This is a genomic window from Hydrogenoanaerobacterium saccharovorans (assembly GCF_003814745.1).
Taxonomy (GTDB): domain Bacteria; phylum Bacillota; class Clostridia; order Oscillospirales; family Ruminococcaceae; genus Hydrogenoanaerobacterium; species Hydrogenoanaerobacterium saccharovorans.
In genome coordinates, this window is sequence record NZ_RKRD01000001.1 from 272792 (window position 1) to 290453 (window position 17662).

At 42.2% G+C, this 17662-nt stretch carries 17 protein-coding genes; 8 read left to right on the plus strand and 9 right to left on the minus strand.

The annotated features are described in order from the left end of the window. The first annotated feature begins 55 nt into the window (after positions 1-55). A complete protein-coding gene (lsrB, locus tag EDD70_RS01240) occupies positions 56-1171 on the plus strand; it encodes an autoinducer 2 ABC transporter substrate-binding protein LsrB (protein WP_092753797.1) in 1116 nt (371 codons plus the stop codon). A 103-nt stretch (positions 1172-1274) separates the two neighbouring features. After that, the gene (gene lsrF, locus EDD70_RS01245; protein WP_092753795.1) at positions 1275-2156 is read left to right on the plus strand and encodes a 3-hydroxy-5-phosphonooxypentane-2,4-dione thiolase; all 882 of its coding nucleotides are present in this window, start codon (positions 1275-1277) and stop codon (positions 2154-2156) included. Positions 2157-2253: 97 nt separating this feature from the next. Here lsrF and EDD70_RS01250 read toward each other — a convergent pair whose 3' ends face one another. Both EDD70_RS01250 and EDD70_RS01255 read right to left on the minus strand, forming a co-directional pair. Then, entirely contained in the window at positions 2254-2646 is a 393-nt protein-coding gene (locus tag EDD70_RS01250) for a sigma-70 family RNA polymerase sigma factor (RefSeq protein ID WP_279220870.1), read from the minus strand. 39 nt (positions 2647-2685) lie between these two features. After that, positions 2686-2874 carry a hypothetical protein gene (locus EDD70_RS01255; RefSeq protein WP_092753790.1) on the minus strand — a complete coding sequence of 63 codons (189 nt, stop codon included), beginning with the start codon at positions 2872-2874 and terminating at the stop codon, positions 2686-2688. 406 nt (positions 2875-3280) lie between these two features. On the opposite strand from EDD70_RS01255, the gene EDD70_RS01260 reads away from it, so the two are divergent. Both EDD70_RS01260 and EDD70_RS01265 read left to right on the plus strand, forming a co-directional pair. Further along, on the plus strand, positions 3281-5047 hold the full coding sequence (locus EDD70_RS01260) for a methyl-accepting chemotaxis protein (protein WP_123810990.1): 1767 nt from the start codon (positions 3281-3283) through the stop codon (positions 5045-5047). A gap of 49 nt (positions 5048-5096) precedes the next feature. After that, the gene (locus EDD70_RS01265; protein ID WP_092753788.1) at positions 5097-5927 is read left to right on the plus strand and encodes a magnesium transporter CorA family protein; all 831 of its coding nucleotides are present in this window, start codon (positions 5097-5099) and stop codon (positions 5925-5927) included. Positions 5928-6044: 117 nt separating this feature from the next. Here EDD70_RS01265 and EDD70_RS01270 read toward each other — a convergent pair whose 3' ends face one another. Next, positions 6045-6446: a NifB/NifX family molybdenum-iron cluster-binding protein gene (locus EDD70_RS01270; RefSeq protein ID WP_092753786.1), complete on the minus strand. Its 402-nt coding sequence runs from the start codon at positions 6444-6446 to the stop codon at positions 6045-6047. Between the two features lie 208 nt (positions 6447-6654). Between EDD70_RS01270 and EDD70_RS01275 the strand changes: the two genes are divergently transcribed. Further along, a complete protein-coding gene (locus EDD70_RS01275; protein WP_092753783.1) occupies positions 6655-8964 on the plus strand; it encodes an alpha-galactosidase in 2310 nt (769 codons plus the stop codon). Between the two features lie 109 nt (positions 8965-9073). On the opposite strand, the gene EDD70_RS15100 is transcribed toward EDD70_RS01275, so the two are convergent. Then, positions 9074-10012, minus strand: a complete 939-nt coding sequence (locus EDD70_RS15100) for a CAP domain-containing protein (RefSeq protein ID WP_242943108.1) — start codon at positions 10010-10012, stop codon at positions 9074-9076. Between the two features lie 232 nt (positions 10013-10244). Between EDD70_RS15100 and EDD70_RS01290 the strand changes: the two genes are divergently transcribed. After that, positions 10245-11957 (plus strand): recombinase family protein, encoded by a 1713-nt coding sequence (locus EDD70_RS01290; RefSeq protein WP_092753781.1) that lies wholly within the window; start codon positions 10245-10247, stop codon positions 11955-11957. Here EDD70_RS01290 and EDD70_RS01295 read toward each other — a convergent pair. Continuing rightward, a complete protein-coding gene (locus EDD70_RS01295; RefSeq protein ID WP_092753779.1) occupies positions 11940-12344 on the minus strand; it encodes a sigma-70 family RNA polymerase sigma factor in 405 nt (134 codons plus the stop codon). The genes EDD70_RS01290 and EDD70_RS01295 overlap by 18 nt on opposite strands. Before the next feature lie 622 nt (positions 12345-12966). Here EDD70_RS01295 and EDD70_RS01300 point away from each other — a divergent pair. Together EDD70_RS01300 and EDD70_RS01305 are read left to right on the plus strand one after the other, a co-directional pair. After that, a complete protein-coding gene (locus EDD70_RS01300) occupies positions 12967-13398 on the plus strand; it encodes a hypothetical protein (RefSeq protein ID WP_092753777.1) in 432 nt (143 codons plus the stop codon). Beyond that, positions 13386-13664: a hypothetical protein gene (locus EDD70_RS01305; protein WP_092753776.1), complete on the plus strand. Its 279-nt coding sequence runs from the start codon at positions 13386-13388 to the stop codon at positions 13662-13664. The genes EDD70_RS01300 and EDD70_RS01305 overlap by 13 nt, the downstream gene beginning before the upstream one ends. Before the next feature lie 109 nt (positions 13665-13773). On the opposite strand, the gene EDD70_RS01310 is transcribed toward EDD70_RS01305, so the two are convergent. From EDD70_RS01310 to argS, 4 genes are all read right to left on the minus strand, one after another. Then, positions 13774-14625 carry an IS3 family transposase gene (locus EDD70_RS01310; RefSeq protein ID WP_092753773.1) on the minus strand — a complete coding sequence of 284 codons (852 nt, stop codon included), beginning with the start codon at positions 14623-14625 and terminating at the stop codon, positions 13774-13776. Continuing rightward, complete coding sequence (locus EDD70_RS01315) at positions 14622-14936, minus strand: imidazolonepropionase (RefSeq protein ID WP_092753771.1); 315 nt, start codon at positions 14934-14936, stop codon at positions 14622-14624. The genes EDD70_RS01310 and EDD70_RS01315 overlap by 4 nt, the downstream gene beginning before the upstream one ends. A 102-nt stretch (positions 14937-15038) precedes the next feature. After that, a complete protein-coding gene (locus EDD70_RS01320; protein WP_092753769.1) occupies positions 15039-15797 on the minus strand; it encodes a hypothetical protein in 759 nt (252 codons plus the stop codon). A gap of 57 nt (positions 15798-15854) precedes the next feature. After that, positions 15855-17615 (minus strand): arginine--tRNA ligase, encoded by a 1761-nt coding sequence (argS, locus tag EDD70_RS01325; protein WP_092753767.1) that lies wholly within the window; start codon positions 17613-17615, stop codon positions 15855-15857. Positions 17616-17662: the final 47 nt, after the last annotated feature.

Below are 17662 nucleotides of genomic sequence, written 5' to 3' on the forward strand. Positions count from 1 at the left end.
AATATGATTGTCCGATCATATTTGATAAAAACAAAATTTAAGGAGGCATTTTTCCATGCGTAAAGTTCTTTCAGTAGTTCTTGCATTGGTTCTGGTTGTTTCTATGTTTGCAGGTTGCGGCAAAGGTGCAGAGCCTGCTGCTCCCGCAGAGTCCGGCGCAGCTTCTGCAGATTCTTCTGCTGCAGGCAATATCAAAGATGCCAAAGACGTCACCGTAGCTTTCATCCCAAAACTTACCGGTAATGCTTTTTTCGAGTCTGCTAATATTGGTGCACAGGATCTTGCTAAAAAAGTTGGATTTACCTGCGATTACACAGGTAACCCCGAAGCTTCTGTTGCAAATCAGGTGCAGGTTATCAACTCAGCTGTACAGCAGGGTGCAGATGCAATTGCAATTTCTTCTGTTACTCCCGACGGTTTGAACCAAGCTTTAAAAGCTGCCAGAGATGCAGGCGTTAAAGTTGTGACTTGGGACTCTGACGTTCAGCCCGACATGCGTTCTTTGATGGTTTCGCAGGGTACACCCGAGCAGCTTGGCGAAATGCTGGTTGAAATGGCTGCTTCTCAGATGAGCGATGAGCAGAAAAAAGATGCAAAATATGTATGGCACTATTCTTCCTCCACTGTTACAGACCAAAACTCTTGGCAGGTAGCAGGCGAGGCTTACATTAAATTAAAATACCCGGGCTGGCAAAATGTTGCCCCTGAAAACTACTATTCCGAGCAGGATGCTGAAAAAGCGGTATCTGTAGGTGAATCCATTCTCAAAGCTCACCCGGATATCGACGCTATCATCTGCAACGACTCCACTGCACTTCCCGGTCAGGCTCAAGCTGCGAAAAACCTCGGTCTTTCCGGCAAAGTGATTGTTACCGGTTTTGCTTCTCCCAACTCGATGAGAGATTTCTGCAAAGACGGCACCGTCCCTAAGTTTGGCCTGTGGGATTGCAAAATTCAAGGCGCTATGGGTGCTTACCTTGCTTACTGGGTTGCAGCAGGCAACACCTTTAAAGTGGGCGACAGCATTGATATCCCCGACATTGGTACCGTTAAAGTAGAGCCCAACACCATTTTGGACCCAAAAGCTTACACCGCAGATGACTCCGGCATCGTTCTTCTTCCGGAAAGAACCGTATTTACCATCGATAACGTTGATAACTACGATTTCTAATAAAATAAACAGTATATTATTTTAACAACTGATGTATCGCTGTGTTCTAATTTGAACTTCAGCGATACATGGTTATATTAATACTCTAAAGGAGGCCTTTATAATGGCAGATAAAGACGGACTCAAAGTAGCAAAAGATTACCACACCAATGTTGAATTTAGCAGACAGGGTGGTTTCTATGTAAAAGGCGCACAAGACCTCGATTGGGGTATGAAAAAGCATCTTTCCAACATGTTCGATCCCAAAACAGGTAATACTGTTATGTTTGCGTTTGACCATGGTTATTTTATGGGCTCTACCGCAGGCTTGGAGAGACTGGATCTCGTTATTCCTCCGCTGTTGGATCATGTGGATGTACTGATGGGTACCCGCGGTGCTCTGCGTACCTGTGTTGCTCCCGAGAACCAAAAAGGTATTGCTCTGCGTTGCACCGGCGGCTCATCTATGATTGATGAAGATTTGAGCCATGAGGTTATTGCTGTCAACATTGAGGATGCAATCCGTATGAACGCAGACTGTATGGCAGTTCAGACATTCGTCGGTGCAGACGGGCAGAAATCGAGCCTTGAAAACTTATGCAAAACCGTAGATATGGGTATGCGCTACAGCATTCCTACTATGGGCATAGTTGCAGTTGGTAAAGATATGGACCGCACTCCGCGCTTCTTTAAACTGGCTACCCGAATTCTTGCAGAACTGGGTGCTAACATTATTAAAACCTATTACTGCGATGATTTTGAAGAGGTTGTAGCGGCATGCCCTGTTCCGATTGTTGTTGCAGGCGGCAAAAAGCTCCCCGAAAACGAGGCACTTACCTTGGCTTACCGCAGCATGCAAGGCGGTGCGCGCGGTTTGGATATGGGCCGTAACATTTTCCAAAGTGAGCATCCTGTTGAGATGGCAAAAGCAATCCGCATGATTGTTCACGAAAAGGCTACCGATAAAGAAGCATTCGAGTTTTACACCAACGAAATTCATAAGTAATCCGGATATAAACTTGATTATTACCAATCCCCACAAAGAAGAACGGAACACGACGTCGTGTTCCGTTTTTCTTTTCTACATGATCCTGATGGGTGAGCTATATGCCCTCGCGAACAAACTGTTTTTTTAATGTACACAGTGCCTTCTTTTCGATACGTGAGACATACGAGCGTGAAATGCCTAATTTTTTTGCAACTTCGCGCTGTGTCATAGGTAAATATCCGCAAAGCCCGTAACGCATTAATACGATGGTTTTTTCTCGTTCATCCAAATGCGTTTCAATAAATTTGTGCAGTTTTTCGCTTTTGATTTTAAGATCAAGGTTATCCAAAATATTGTCCTCATCTGCGACAATATCCATTAAGGTAAGCGAGTTTCCCTCTTTGTCGGTATCAATTGGGTCGGATATGTAGATGTCTTGTGCGGTTTTACGCTTGCTGCGGAAGAACATGAGTACCTCATTTGCTATCCATCTGCTATTGACACAAATTTAAAGTAAACGGCAGATGGGCTGTAGTAACCCTTTGGCTTACCGTACAGAATGCTTCTTTGTTTTCTGTTCAATATCTGCTGCCAGGGCATCCAGTGTGTCATCCGGCAGTTTAAGTGTCCGCAAATATTTTACGGTAGCTTCCGCCCAAAAACGGGCTAGAGAATTCATCAGCTTGGTCTTGCAAATAGCGTCTTCAGGTTCATGTATTATTGCTTTAAAAGCCATTGTCAGCACCCCCGGTTGTATATTGTATTTTAGGGGGCTTATCCGCTATAACCAAAAGATGAGGCAATATCTTATAAAAAAGTTGGCAACATTTTTTATAGTCTAGTTTCCACAAGAAGTTTGCCGAATGGCGATGAAATGTTTCTATAAAATATCTGGATTTATAGAATGTTTTGTAAAATTGTGGTACAATAAAATTGTTGTGTAACCATATTGAGAAAGCAAAATTTTGCTTTTGTGTTGGATAAAGATGATAAGCGAGGTGTATGAATAAAACGAATGAACTAGGTATATGTTTGCTGAATATATGAGGTTCAGTAAGACAAACAATGTAAAGTACTATTGATACGAAAGATAATCGAAGATGCTATGGGTATTTTATTAAAATCCTGAAGGGAACGACATCATGAAAAACATTAAAATTAAAACATTAATCGTAGCCGTCATTGTCATTATAAATTTTCTTATAATGTGCATCGGGGGTACTGCTTTGTATGGTATCTATACGTTAGCAAACCAAACGCAAACACTTTATGAGCAACCCCATACCAATCTTGTATCTGTTTTGCTTATGCGCAGCGAAATGGCAATGGTCGGCAGCACTTTAAAAGACGGAATGCTTTATAAATCTCTGGATGGAACCTATATAGCAGAAACGAAAATTAATAATTCAAAAAAAGTTATTGAAGGCATTATAGAAAGTTTAAGTGGACGGGCAGAATTAAACGAAGATTTCGATGAGTTCAAAACTGCGTATTTGGCTTGGTCCAATTCCATTGATTTGGTACTTGAAAACTTAAAATTTGCCAAGTATGCTCAGGCACTTAATTCAATGGAAAATGAGTATAGTGCTACAACCATAACACTCACAGAGAAAACTGATATTCTTAGTGAAGCAATGCATGATAGCGCGCAAAATTTTTATACAAAATCGCAGAGCGTATCTAAGATAGTTTTTTTGGTAATGATGGCAGTGTGGGTAATTTCTGCAGCCATTATTATTATAATAATGACAATGCTTAAAAAGAGCATTGAAACCCCTATATCGGTTGTGCTGAAGGCATCCAAAGAAGTTGCCAACGGTAATTTAAACAGTAGGATCGAATACAGCTCAAAAAATGAACTGGGCTTGCTTGCGAGCACCATTCAGCATACCGTGGATACTATTAATGTCTATATCAAAAATATATCAGAAACGATGCAACTACTGGCGCAAGGCGATTTAAATGCATCGGTGGATATCGATTATATCGGAGATTTTGCATCTATTAAATCATCCATGAACAATATTATCGAATCGCTTAACACCACCATGTCTCAAATAAATATTTCTTCCGAACAGGTTTCAAGCGGGTCCGAGCAGGTATCCAATGGTGCACAGGCATTGTCGCAGGGTGCAACCGAACAGGCAAGCTCGATTGAAGAGTTATCCGCCACAATCAATAATATATCTGTTCAGATAAAAGCGAATGCAGAAAACACTTCTAGCGCAAGCAGTAAAGCAAGTGTGGTTGCCAACGAGATGATGCAGAGCAACCAAAAGATGCAGGATATGATTCAGGCGATGTCTGAAATCAGTTCTTCGTCAAGAGAAATAAGCAAGGTCATCAAAACAATCGACGATATTGCGTTCCAGACAAACATTCTTGCACTCAATGCTGCGGTAGAGGCAGCACGTGCGGGCGCCGCAGGGAAAGGTTTTGCGGTGGTAGCCGATGAGGTGCGCAACCTCGCATCCAAGAGTGCTGAAGCTGCGAAAGAAACTACTGTTATGATAGAAAACTCGATTGCAGCGGTAGAAAACGGCAAGAAGCTCGCAGACGGCGCGGCACAATCGTTGATGTTGGTGGTAGACGGTGCCGTTGGCGTAATCGATGCGCTGGATAAAATTTCGAATGCAACGAATGAGCAGGCTACCTCGATTACTCAGGTAACACAGGGTGTCGAGCAGATATCCAACGTAGTGCAAACCAACTCTGCAACTGCCGAAGAAAGCGCTGCGGCAAGCGAAGAATTAAGCAGCCAGGCGCAAGTGCTTAAGCAACTGGTAAGCAAATTTAAAATAAAAAACAACAGTATTGTTGATTATAGCAAAGAGGAAGACGAAAATATCGACGAAAACAGCATGAATGAGTTTTACAAGGTGAAAAAATCTTCTGCCGATAAATATTAATCAAGTTACCAAGTACAACTTTTTGCAGGTATGGAGAAAAGGAATTACTATGATTAAACTTTTGTTAAACAATCAGCTCGACCAACTGTCAGAGTATATCGGTACGCGGTTAGTTAGCAACATTCGCTATGGGCAGGTTAACAAATTTGAATGTTATCCTCAGCTCAACTTAATATCGTTTGACTGGTATGATATTACGGATGAGAATGCTGAGCCGGCACAAATAGTAATATACTTTACGCAAGAAAACATCTTTTTTCTTTGTGAGGGAGAAAGATGCCTGCAACATGTCGGCAAATTGGTTAGTGAAGAGCAACCAACAAACGAAAGAATACTGTATACGTTTTTTTTGGAACTTATTAAAAACGACATCGACCATTTGGAGGCATTGGAAGAACGCATTACCGAAACGGAAGACGATTTGCTCACAGCATCCAAACGTGAATGCTCCAGAGAGATTATTGCTTTTCGTCGGGAACTTTTGAGGTTGAAAAAATACTACGAACAGCTGAACCAGATTTTTGAAGGGCTTACCGAAAACGAAAACGGGCTGATTCCATCGGAAGATTTGCGTTATTTTCGTATTTTAGACAGCAGAATTGACCGGCTATTTGCCCATGTGCTGAACTTGCGCGATTATGTTACTCAGGTACGCGAAGCTTATCAGGCACAAATTGATATAGAGCAAAACAGCTTGATGAAGATTTTTACGGTAGTTACCGCTGTATTTTTGCCGTTAACCCTGATTGTAGGCTGGTATGGTATGAATTTGCAAATTCCCGAATACTCTTGGAATTACGGCTATCCTTATGTTATTATACTAAGCATTGCTGTTTTGGTATTTTGTATTGCGTTTTTCAAACGAAAAAAATGGTTTTGAGCTATTTTATAATAGTAAAAAAGGAACGAGACAATTTGTCTCGTTCCTTTTTTAGTTTAGGTGTATTGTTAACTAATTTTTAAAAAAGAAAAACGGTACCAAATCTTCGTTTCCGTTTTATTTGGTGGTACCGCAATGATGACCGCAGTTGTGGTCGTGGTTTTCGCAATCGTCGCCATGGTGCTCGTGGTGATTGCATTCTGTATTGGGGTTATAACAAAGCGTTCCGCATAAAAAATCTTTTACTTTTGCATCGGCATTGCCCGCAACGCCGCCATAAAGCTTAATATTTGCTTCGGAAAGTGCGGTTTTTGCCCCTGCGCCAATTCCCCCGCAGATCAGAACAGAAACATTTTTTGCTTTTAAAAATTCAGCGAGAGCACTGTGCCCGCTGCCGTTGGTGGATATAACTTCGGATGAAATAATTTCGCCGCCGTTTGTTTCGTAAATCTTAAACTGTTCGGTATGCCCAAAATGTTGAAAAACCTCGCCGTTTTCATAAGTGACTGCAATTTTCATTAATAGTACCAATCCTTTCGTCTAGCGGATAAAAGCTAACTTATTATTGACATATGACCATTATAAAATTATTATGAGCATATGTCAAGAATGAATTTGCACAGTAGGTAGGGTGATTTGTCCATTGACCTTTTTTAAATGTGTAGCTATCATGATATGAAACTGGAGGATTTAAGTAAAAATATTAACTAGAGGCGGTGGAGACCACATGATTACTTTTAGAGAAAACTGTTTTATCCTTGAAACAGACAATACATCCTATATTATACGGCAAAATAATGGGCTATTGATTCAATTATATTATGGTTCCCAAATTACAATGGCAAACCCAATGCCACTAGAACACAAACAAGCTGTAAGTTATGGGGTTGAGGTGGTGTATCAAAAAGAAACTTCACCACTTTCGTTGGATACAACATGCCTTGACTGGACACCCGTAAATAAAGGTGATTACCGTGCGCAGGCGGTGGAAGTGTTTGGACCAAACGGATATACGTCGGATATGCGTTACATTGGATACCGTATTGAAAAGGGGAGTATACCACCGGAGGGGATGCCGGGAGCCTATCACGGAAATGAAACTTTGATTATCACCCTTTCAGATGGACAGGGTATTGAAGCAGAGTTATACTATACGGTTTATGAAAAATCCAATGTAATCACCCGACGGGTTAAGGTGAAAAATACAGCGGATAAACCAATCGAGATTAGAAAACTGATGAGTATGCAGTTGGATTTACCCGACAGCCAATATACACTGCATAACCTTACAGGAAGTTGGGCGAGAGAATGCCATATCACTGAGCGTTTGCTTACCGTAGGTGAATTTAGATTTGGTTCGACTACAGGTGCCTCAAGCAATCGTTGCAACCCGTTTTTTACGTTGTGTGCTGATTCGGCCAACGAGTTTTCAGGCAATATATATGGTTTTAACCTCATCTACTCCGGCAGTTGGGAGGGCTTGGTTGAAGTCAGCCCCCATGGGCTGACAAGGGTGATGAACGGTTTGCAAAGCCAGCAGTTTTGTTGGCCGCTCTCACCCAACGAAACGTTTAGTACACCCGAATCGGTATTGTCGTTCAGTACTTTGGGCAAAAACGGCCTGTCTCAAAATATGCATCATTTTGTAAGCAACCATATTGTTCGCGGTTATTGGGCAAACAAAGAGCGCCCGGTATTGCTCAACAACTGGGAAGGCACTTATTTTGATTTTAACGAGGATAAGCTGCTTCATCTTGCCGAAAATGCAGCGGAACTTGGGGTAGAGCTTTTTGTATTGGATGACGGATGGTTTGGTGACCGTAACGGCGACAATGCAGGCTTGGGCGATTATAACGTAAACCGTGATAAGCTGCCGGATGAGCTTTCCGGTCTTTCAGATAAAATTGAAAAACTCGGTTTGAAGTTTGGCTTATGGTTTGAACCTGAAATGGTGAATGAAGACAGTGACCTGTACAGAAGTCATCCCGATTGGATTATTTCCACACCCGGTTGCACCCCAAGCAAGGGGCGCAATCAATATGTTTTGGATTTGTGCCGTACCGAAGTGCAGGATTATATCATCGAGCAAATGTCCGCCACCCTTGAAAGTGCCAATATCAGCTATGTAAAATGGGATATGAACCGCCACATCAGCGATAATTTCAGCCCGTGTTTGCTGAATCAGGGGCAATTTGCACACTCATATATTTTGGGGTTCTATCGAGTAACACAGGTACTGATGGAGCGCTTCCCCCAAGTGCTGTTCGAGGGCTGTTCCTCCGGCGGCAACCGCTTTGATTTGGGTATGCTGTGTTATGTACCGCAAATATGGATTAGTGATGATACGGATGCTTACGAACGCCAATTTATTCAGGCGGGCTGCAGCTATGGTTATCCGCAAAGTGTGATGTGCTGCCACGTATCGGCAGTACCGAATCATCAAACAGGGCGTACAAGCCAGCTTGAAAGCCGCTTTGATGTAGCTGCATTTGGTATTTTGGGTTATCAAATGGACTCTACTAAGCTGACCGAGGGTGAACGCAAGGCAGTAAAAGCGCAAATTGCATGGTATAAACAACATCGAAAGCTGTTGCAGTTCGGCAACTTTGTAAGGCTTAAAGGCATTAGTAAAAATACCAAAGGTACAGCATGGCAGATTATCAGTGATGACAAAAAGAGCTGTGTTGCAGCCGATTTTATGCATTTGATTGAGCCAAACGGCATGCAGCCGATTTTCCGTTTTGCACAGCTTGATGCAGATGCACTCTACCAAGTGGAGGCAAGGCAGCAGTATCTTGATATTCATTGTTTTGGCAGTTTGGCAGGCCAGATTACTGAGGGGGTGGGGTGTACTTTGGGAGACAGCGTTTGTGTGCTTCCGTCGGAGCAAGAAGAGTATACCGCATACGGTAGCTTGCTGTGCAACGCGGGGATTAGACCCAAACAGATTTTTATGGGCTCGGGGTACAATTCTCAGGTAAGGTTGCAGCCCGATTTTTCTGCAAGGCTTTATTTAGCCACTGCAACCGACAAGTAGTAAACCTCAAATAAAAAACACACCTGTTGTAAATCGGAGTGATTTGCAGCAGGTGTGTTTTATTGTTGAATAAAAAGAACCGCGCCTATGTAGGCGCGGTTAAAGTGATTTAGTATGTAAACATTTGAGACCAATAAAGGGTGCCGTTGCTGCCTTTGTAGAAACCTACACCAATGTATTTATAGTTAGGGTTTAAGATGTTGGCTCTGTGTCCGCTGGAGTTCATCCAACCGTCCATTACCTGCTCGGGCGATCTCTGACCGTAAGCGATGTTCTCGCCTGCACCTCTGTAGGTTGCACCGGCTTCATCCAAGGCGGTAAAGCAGCTGGTGCCGTTGGGACGTGTGTGTGAGAACAATATCGGCTGCTCTTCTGCACGAACCTGTGCAGCTTCCAGTACTTTTACATCTACTTTCAAAGCAGAGAGCCCTGCAGCAGCGCGCTCTTCGTTTACAAGGCGTACAACTTCTTGTGCGTATTCAGACATTGCAACCTGATTGTCATCGGGTTTCGAAGTCTCAGGTTTCGAAGTCTCAGGTTTCGAAGTTTCGGGTTTCGAAGTTTCGGGTTTCGAAGTTTCGGGTTTCGAAGTCTCGGGTTTCGAAGTCTCAGGTTTCGAAGTCTCGGGTTTAGAACAATCGGTCTTAGAACAATCGGTCTTGGAACAATCGGTCTTAGAACAATCGGTCTTGGAACAATCGGTCTTAGAACAATCGGTCTTGGAACAATCGGTCTTAGAACAATCTGGTTTTACAGTGCCAGTATTTCCGTTACTTTGTAAAACGCAGTTTTTTGCAGCATCAGCAGCGTTTTGTTTATTGAAATTGGGAATATTGATGCAAAACCCTTTTGTCAGTTGCTTAAAGATAACATTCCAATCACAATTCTTATCTTGTGTCGTTTGGCTAAGTACATTTGAACATGTAAAGAAATTGCCCACCTTTTTGTTTGTATCACAGGGTGCTTTCGCACTGGCGGACACAGACATTGAGGAAATTGCGATGATAGCACATGATAGTGTTACCGCGGTTTTCTTAAATGGTTTCATAGTTTTTACCTCACTTTCAAGATTTATTGAAAGTATACGCCTATCATTTGCAAATTTCAAAGTTAAGTTTTGGTAAGGATGGTTCCTCCAATTTTATTAGCAGATTCAAGAGATAAATCCAGTATTATATAGCAAAGTAATACATCCTGTATAAACGGCATAAATGTTTATAAGCGCTTCTTATATAAACTGTATTTAGTTTTGGCGTATTCGCTTAAAAGGGGGAGTATTTTTGGCAAAAACCAAAATACAAGAACGATGCGATTGCCGTAAGGTAGCAATTTATGCCCGAAAATCAAAAATTACCGAAAGCGGCAAAAGTATAGAAAATCAAATCAGCAAGTGCCGCAGCTACGCAGATTTAAAGTTTGACGCAAAAGATGATGATATTCTGGTTTATCGTGATGAGGGATTGTCCGGTTATTACTCCGACCGCCCGGCTTATATGCAAATGCTGCAAGATATCAGCGAAAATAAAATAAAAGCGGTCATCTGTTATAAATTTGACCGTATCAGCAGGCGAACACTTGATTTGCTCAACCTTGTAGAACAGTTAAAACACAAACGAATCGCCTTTGTTTCGTGTACCGATGAAGTGGATACCGGCAGCAGAACAGGAAAAATTGTGATGTCGCTGCTCGCATCCATATCCGAGTTTGAACGGGATATCATCGCAGAACGGATTGCCGATAACCTTTATGAACTTGCAAAAGAGGGTAGATGGCTGGGTGGCACCACGCCCACGGGCTTTTACTCTAAAAAAGAGTATTTGATTTTAGGCGGTAAAAAAACCACCATCAACCACCTCGAACCCATCCCCGAAGAACAGCAGATCGTAAAAGAGCTTTTTGGGCAATTTTTGCAACACCGTAGTTTGAGTAGGGTAACACAATGGACAAAGGAACAAAAAATCATTACCAAAAACGGCAAGCAACACAGCAACTTAAGTATCAAGAACATCATCAAAAACCCTGTTTATGCGGTTGCAGACGAGGATACTTACGATTACTTCAAGGCATTTGGGGTACCTATTTACGCAGATAAAGAAGATTTTGATAACAAGCGAGGGCTGATGATTTATAATAAAACAGAGCAGACAAAAGAACTAAAAGATAATAGTACAGCTGCCCGACCTGAATATGTAAAAAAAAGACAAAGCAGAGATGTTGAAGATTGGATTATTTCAGTTGGGAAACACTGCGGAATTGTGGCAGGCAGAGATTGGGTAAAAGCACAGGATATTTTGCAAAGCAACCAAAACCGCTATGCACAGCCGAATGAGCAAAGCCGTTCACTTCTTTCAGGGCTGATTGTATGTCCTGTTTGCGGTGCTGCGATGTATACCCGCAAATTAAGTGGCAGGTACACGAAAGAGGAACTTCCACGTTACAATTATGTGTGCAAAACAAAATTCCACAACAGAAAAGCCTGCAGCTGCAAAGATATAAACGGAAATAAGCTGGATGAATTTGTGTTGCAAAGCATTTGTTTGATGCAAGAACCGTATGAAGATTACTTTAACTATTTATATGAATTACGCAACTCTTTTTATATAAATTACGGCAACCGTGAAAATGACATAAAACTGGTTGAAAAGCGATTGGCTGATGTAAAAAAAGAAATTTCTGCGCAAACAATCCACTTGCGAACGGCATCAAGTACAATTAGCGATATTCTATTGGCTGATATAGAAAAGCTCTCCGCCGAACAGGGAGAGTTAGTAAAAAAACTCGAGGATAAAAAAACAGAGCCAACTTCATCGGCACAGGGCAATTTTAATTTAACTGAGGTTAGAAAAGTGATCACATCTTTTTCTAAGTTAGCCGAAGTTTTATCTTACCAAGAAAAAATGGAACTAATTCGATTAGCAACAGATAAAATAGTAGTGACAGCAAATCAAAAAGATGAACAAGAAGTGCATATCTATTTAAAGAATGCACGGTGAATAGCAAAAAGAAGATGAATATGTTGTGGGATGTGTCAACACGGTAAGGATTGCATTTTCTATACAACGTGAAGCGTAAGTTGCAAAACGGGCGCCCTTTTCATAATCGAAGGTAGAGGCTGCCTTGATAAGCCCAATCGTGCCGATCGATATCAAATCATCTTGGTCTTTAAAGCTGGAATAGTATTTTTTTATAATGTGTGCTACAAGACGCAGATTGTGTTCAATCAGTTTGTTTTTAGCTTCATTGTCACCCTCTCTTATTTTTTCAAGACATTCGCGTTCCTCCGTAGGCGATAGGGGGCGAGGAAAAGCACCGTTGTTTGTAACGTGTAAAGCAAAATACAAAAGCCCCCCAAGGGCAAGTGTTATCAATGCGGAAAACATCGTAAATCACCTCTCTGCTATCTTATGTTCAGAGAGGTGATTTTGTGCATGGACACATTAAACTTACTTTTTATTGTAGCTTCTGCATGCTGAAATTAGTCATTATTAACTGAAATCATCTTAAAAATCTAGCGAGTCACACAAAAATGATATCTTCATTATAAACTGTGTAATGCTTTTGCGGCTATAGCAGTTACTAATATGAACAAGCGTTAATTCAGAAAGCTTTTTGGAACGGAGAGAAATATAAATGCATTTTGTTTTTATAAAACTGAAAATGGAAGAGTGGCTGTCAATATCATCAAACTGCATCAAATTTATAACAGTATTAAATCTACTGGCGCTTTTACTAATTACATCAGCCTGTTTTCTATCGGGCGGGCTATCTCATTTGCTATTTTGGTTTGGAATTGCTGATTGTATTTTTATAACTTATTTAAACTATAAGTACAAATAAGCGGCTGCAAAGTGAGCCAATACAAATTAAGAGAAGCACTAATAATGACTGAATTTGATATTAGATAAACAAGCAAATACAATCAAAATCAGTAATAACCTGTATTTTGTCAGTTCGAAAATTGTATCGTTTCTGTAATTTTGGTTATGAAATAAGGAGATTTTTATGAATAGAATTTATTATAAATTGATTTTGTTTTTAGGCTGTGGGTTACTTGTTTTTGCCGGCTGCAAAGCAAAAGAAACGGTTAAAAATGATGAATACATTAATTCGCCCAAAAACGTTACTACAGAAGCAGAAACAACAAAGGATGATGACTATACGAATGCCAAGGCAAATGTAATTATGGAGACAGAAGTGGCTATAGGTGATACTGCGGTTGATCTTTCTTCGGTTGATCTTTCTTCTGTGGAGAAGGTATTTGATTACGCAGACCTTGTGATAGTAGGGGAGATTCAGTCAATTGGTGTCAGTCAATACCGCGACGATAGAGTACTGCCTTATTCACTGACCGAAGTAGTATGCGAAACAGTTTTGAAAGGCGAAGCAGACGGTATAGTACAATTTTCGTTCGCGGGGGATATGTGCCTGCATTAAAATACTTTGAACAGCAAACGAAAACAGCCAAAGATTTTAAAAAAACTTTCTCCGATGAGGAAATTCAAAACGGTTTTGTCCATATGAAATATACCAAAAGACTTGAATTAGAAATAGGAAAGAAAAATGTGCTTTTCCTTTCTTGTGAAGAGAACGGCGAACGAACCGCGGTAGGCTCCGACTACGCTTTTTTATCTGTTGATAACAATGCTTATAAAGATTTCAGCGGAAAGCAATACAGAGAATCTGATTTGTTGATGAAATAGAATAGCTGCTTATGCTGTACAACAAAAACCCCGCTTCAAACTATGAACTGTGAACCGCCCCAGATTGTGCGGACAGCACAAAAAGTCCCCGGTGAGGAAATGTTTAGTTTTAAACGAAGTGTCGTAGCGCAAGTGGTGCCACTCCTGTTTTTAGTTGGATGCGCTCGTAATTGTAGAAGTGAATGTAGCGGTCAATCATTTCATTAGCCTGTGCAAATGTGGCCGGTTTGTGTCTGTAGATACACTCTGTTTTGAGAATTGAGAAAAAGTTTTCAGCCATTGCATTGTCATAGCAGTTTCCTCGCCTTGACATAGACGGCGTTATGCCGTATGCTTTTGTTAGGTTAAAGTATGCCTGTGACGTGTACTGAAATCCTTGGTCGCTGTGGAGCTGCAACTCTTCAGTGACCTTCTTTTTCTCCTTTTTCATTGCGAGGTGAATGGTATCCAGAACAAGGTTTACCGTCTGCTGGGTTCCAGTTTTGTATGCAATAATACTGTTGTCATATAAATCACGAATCATGGATAAATAGAGTACACCTTGTTTGGTATGGATGTAGGAAATGTCCGTTACCCACTTATGATTCGGTCTGTCTGCATGGAAGTTTCTATTTAGTAAATTTTCATATTTATGTATCTGCTGACCCATCTGAACCCACTTCCTGCGGCGACGAATCTCAGCCTGCAAGTTATATTTTCTCATAATTCTCAGCACTGTTTTAGGATTGTGATGAATACTGTGCTTTTCCAGCCACATCCTCCGGTAACCGTAGGTGCAGCCGCAGCGTTTCTGTTGCGCCGAGATTACTTCTGCCAGCTCCGTCTCCTTTTTTGATATATCCAAACGTTGTACAAAGCTGTAGTAACCGCTTCGCGATACTCCAAAGAAACGACACATGGATGACACCGGATATTCATCTTTGTGGCGGTAAATGACGTGATATTTGACGACCGGCCTCACTTCCTTCCTGTGAATTGCAGAAAATCCCGCAGCAGCCTGTTCTCCATTTTCAGGCGTTCAATCTCATATGCCTGTTCGGCCAATACATCTCTTAATGAAACATCTTTTCTCGGTTTTCCTTTAGGTCTCGGCACAATTCCGGCAGCGATTTTTGCTTCTTTTCTGCGTTCGCGCTTCAACAGCCCTTTTACTACGTACTTATCCTTGAAACCGGAATGTTCTGCTATTTCTCGCTGCGTTTTCCCTGTTGCTATCATCTCTTTGATTTCAGGCAAAAGCTCCTGAATATGTGTGTATTTTCTTTTAGACATAGTAATACCCCCTAATGTAGTTCTATTTTCCTACATCAGGGGGTTTTTGTCATTGTCCATTTTTACTGGACCTGTTCACTAATTGTTTCAAGCGGGGTTTTTTTACCGTACCACCGCGCCGTAGCCGGCGGCAAGCGATGCCATCTGTTCGTCTGTTACTTCGCTGCGCGAATCAATCATGGCTCTGCCGTTATACAAAATCAGCCCGGCTTCAAGGGCTTCTTCGGTTTCGGCGAGGAATGAAACGGGCAGTTTTGCCATATGCGCACTTTGTACAAAACAGTGCGCATCCTCAGGGCAAGTAAGGTGAATCGAAATTACGTCACAGCCTGCGTCCTCTGCATCTCGCAGGGTATCGGTCATATCCAGCGAGCAGGTAAGCGGGTCAGAAAGTTCAAAATCCTCATTCAGGTAAAACACATTATGTTCACTGCACAGCACAAAAGTATCATCGCTGTTTAAGCCGTCGCGCAGGTTGGTAAGGTCATCTTCATCTACTTCGGTATAAAGCCGCACCCCTGCAGCGCCCAGTACCTGCGCCACGAGAAGTGCACAGAGCGGGTCACCGCCCGAACGCAGTTTTTCCTGCTCATCCACAGCAATAAAAAAGAACACAGGCAGTTTAACCTGCCAACTGCTGAACATAGCAGCGCGAATGCCTGCAAGGCTGGAGAAATTATCACAAAACAGGTATTTTGCGCCCGCAGCTTTCTGTTTAAGCCCCTGCTCAGCAAACAGAGTGATTAAATCCAGAAACGCGGTTTCGCCAAACGGCTCACATAGAGTCCCTTTGGGAATAATCAGCTTTCCGCAATACGGACTGCTAAAATCCGGCAGAGGTTGCTGAAAAGGGAAATCCATAGTTTTCAGGTCACTCCTTAAATCATTGCGTTTATTCTTTTAACGCCAATTTATCGTTTACATGCTTTTGGGTGCAGATACTTTCATTAATCCCAAAACGTTGGCAATGGTATTTTTTACTGCAATGCACAAGGTCAATCGTGCATACATCAATGCTTCATTGTCATCTGCTACACGGCAGGAGTTATAGAATTTATGGAATACGGTAGCCAAATCCATAGAATAGCGGGTCATACGTGCGGGGTCGTAGTTTTTGGCTACTTCAACAAGCATGTTGGGGTATTCTGCAAGTGCACGTATCAGTTCAATTTCTTCGGGCAGAGTAAGCAGGCAAAGCTCATCCAAAGTGCATCCGCGCGGGGTTACGCCGTCTGCTTCTAGCTTTTTAAGAATACTGCAGATACGGGCATGCGCATATTGTACGTAATAAACAGGGTTTTGGCTGCTCTGTTCCACTGCAAGGTCAAGGTCAAAATCCAATGTGGAGTTGGGTGAGCTGAGGTTAAAGAAGAAACGTGCTGCATCAATGGGGATATCTTCAATCAGATCGGTGAGCGAAACCGCTTTGCCGCTGCGCTTGCTCATCTTATAGGGCTGTCCGTCTTTCATCAAACGTACAAGCTGCATCAATACAATGTCCAGTTTGTCGCCGTTTAATCCGATTGCGTCCATTGCGCCTTTTAAACGTGCTACATGCCCGTGATGGTCGGCACCCCAAACATTGATGACACGGTCAAACCCGCGTACAACGAATTTATTGTAATGGTAAGCGATATCCGCGGCAAAATAGGTTGGGTGGCCGTTTGCACGCACTAAAACATCATCTTTTAACCCGAGTTCTTCAATCTGCTCGGGTGTTTTACCCTGTTTGAGCAGCTGCTCTTTCATAACATCGCTGTTTTTGTACCAAAGAGCACCCTCTTTTTCGTAAGTCATGCCTTTTGCAGTTAGTTCATCCAATGCTTTTTTTACAGCACCGCTGTTGTGCAGGCTGCTTTCACGGAACCACACATCGTATTTGATACGGTACAATCCCAGGTCGTTTTGTAGTTTTTCAATATTCTTAGGCAAAGCAAATTCAATCAGAGCATTTTGCCTTTCTTTTGGGTCTGCTTTTACAAAACGGTCACCGTATACATCGGCAAAAAGCTGTGCACGTTCCTTGATATCCTCTCCGTGATAGGCGTCTTCAGGGAAGGCAACGGCGTCTTCACCGAGATAAATTTGTAAATATCTTGCTTCCAGCGAGATACCGAATTTTTCTATCTGGTTGCCTGCATCGTTGATGTAAAACTCGCGGGTAACATCAAAACCTGCCATATCCATTGCAGCGGCAAGGCAATCGCCCAGTGCACCGCCGCGTGCGTTACCCATATGCATTGGCCCGGTGGGATTTGCCGACACAAATTCAATCATGACCTTTTCGCCCTTGCCGTAGTCGCTGCGTCCGAAATCTGCACCACAGTCCACCACATCTTTAACAACAGAGGCGAACCATTTTGGTGAAAGAAAAAAATTGATAAAACCGGGGCCTGCTACCTCACAGCGGTCAAACAGTGTGCCGTCCAAAATAGCCGCCGCACACAGCTTGCCTGCAAATTCGCGCGGATTAAACTTAATGCCAGCTTCTTTAAAAGCCTTGCCCGACACCATAGCAAGATTGGTTGCAAAATCGCCGTGGGTTGTGTCGTTTGGTATCTCAACCGAGAACGGGGGCAGCGGGATTGCCGGAATTTCTTTATCTGCAACCAGCTTACCCAGTGCGCTCATCATAATTTCCTTGATTTCTTCACTTGCCAGTTTTACGTAGTTTGCCATTTAATTTTTAACCTCCAGATTTGCAAACGAATTTTGTACTGTATCTG

What these genes read in the sequence shown, in the direction of transcription:
- lsrB (WP_092753797.1), top strand. Translation starts at nt 56, where the DNA reads ATGCGTAAAGTTCTTTCAGTAGTTCTTGCATTGGTTCTGGTTGTTTCT.
- lsrF (WP_092753795.1), top strand. Translation starts at nt 1,275, where the DNA reads ATGGCAGATAAAGACGGACTCAAAGTAGCAAAAGATTACCACACCAAT.
- EDD70_RS01255 (WP_092753790.1), bottom strand. Translation starts at nt 2,874, where the DNA reads ATGGCTTTTAAAGCAATAATACATGAACCTGAAGACGCTATTTGCAAG.
- EDD70_RS01260 (WP_123810990.1), top strand. Translation starts at nt 3,281, where the DNA reads ATGAAAAACATTAAAATTAAAACATTAATCGTAGCCGTCATTGTCATT.
- EDD70_RS01265 (WP_092753788.1), top strand. Translation starts at nt 5,097, where the DNA reads ATGATTAAACTTTTGTTAAACAATCAGCTCGACCAACTGTCAGAGTAT.
- EDD70_RS01270 (WP_092753786.1), bottom strand. Translation starts at nt 6,446, where the DNA reads ATGAAAATTGCAGTCACTTATGAAAACGGCGAGGTTTTTCAACATTTT.
- EDD70_RS01275 (WP_092753783.1), top strand. Translation starts at nt 6,655, where the DNA reads ATGATTACTTTTAGAGAAAACTGTTTTATCCTTGAAACAGACAATACA.
- EDD70_RS15100 (WP_242943108.1), bottom strand. Translation starts at nt 10,012, where the DNA reads ATGAAACCATTTAAGAAAACCGCGGTAACACTATCATGTGCTATCATC.
- EDD70_RS01295 (WP_092753779.1), bottom strand. Translation starts at nt 12,344, where the DNA reads ATGTTTTCCGCATTGATAACACTTGCCCTTGGGGGGCTTTTGTATTTT.
- EDD70_RS01300 (WP_092753777.1), top strand. Translation starts at nt 12,967, where the DNA reads ATGAATAGAATTTATTATAAATTGATTTTGTTTTTAGGCTGTGGGTTA.
- EDD70_RS01315 (WP_092753771.1), bottom strand. Translation starts at nt 14,936, where the DNA reads ATGTCTAAAAGAAAATACACACATATTCAGGAGCTTTTGCCTGAAATC.
- EDD70_RS01320 (WP_092753769.1), bottom strand. Translation starts at nt 15,797, where the DNA reads ATGGATTTCCCTTTTCAGCAACCTCTGCCGGATTTTAGCAGTCCGTAT.
- argS (WP_092753767.1), bottom strand. Translation starts at nt 17,615, where the DNA reads ATGGCAAACTACGTAAAACTGGCAAGTGAAGAAATCAAGGAAATTATG.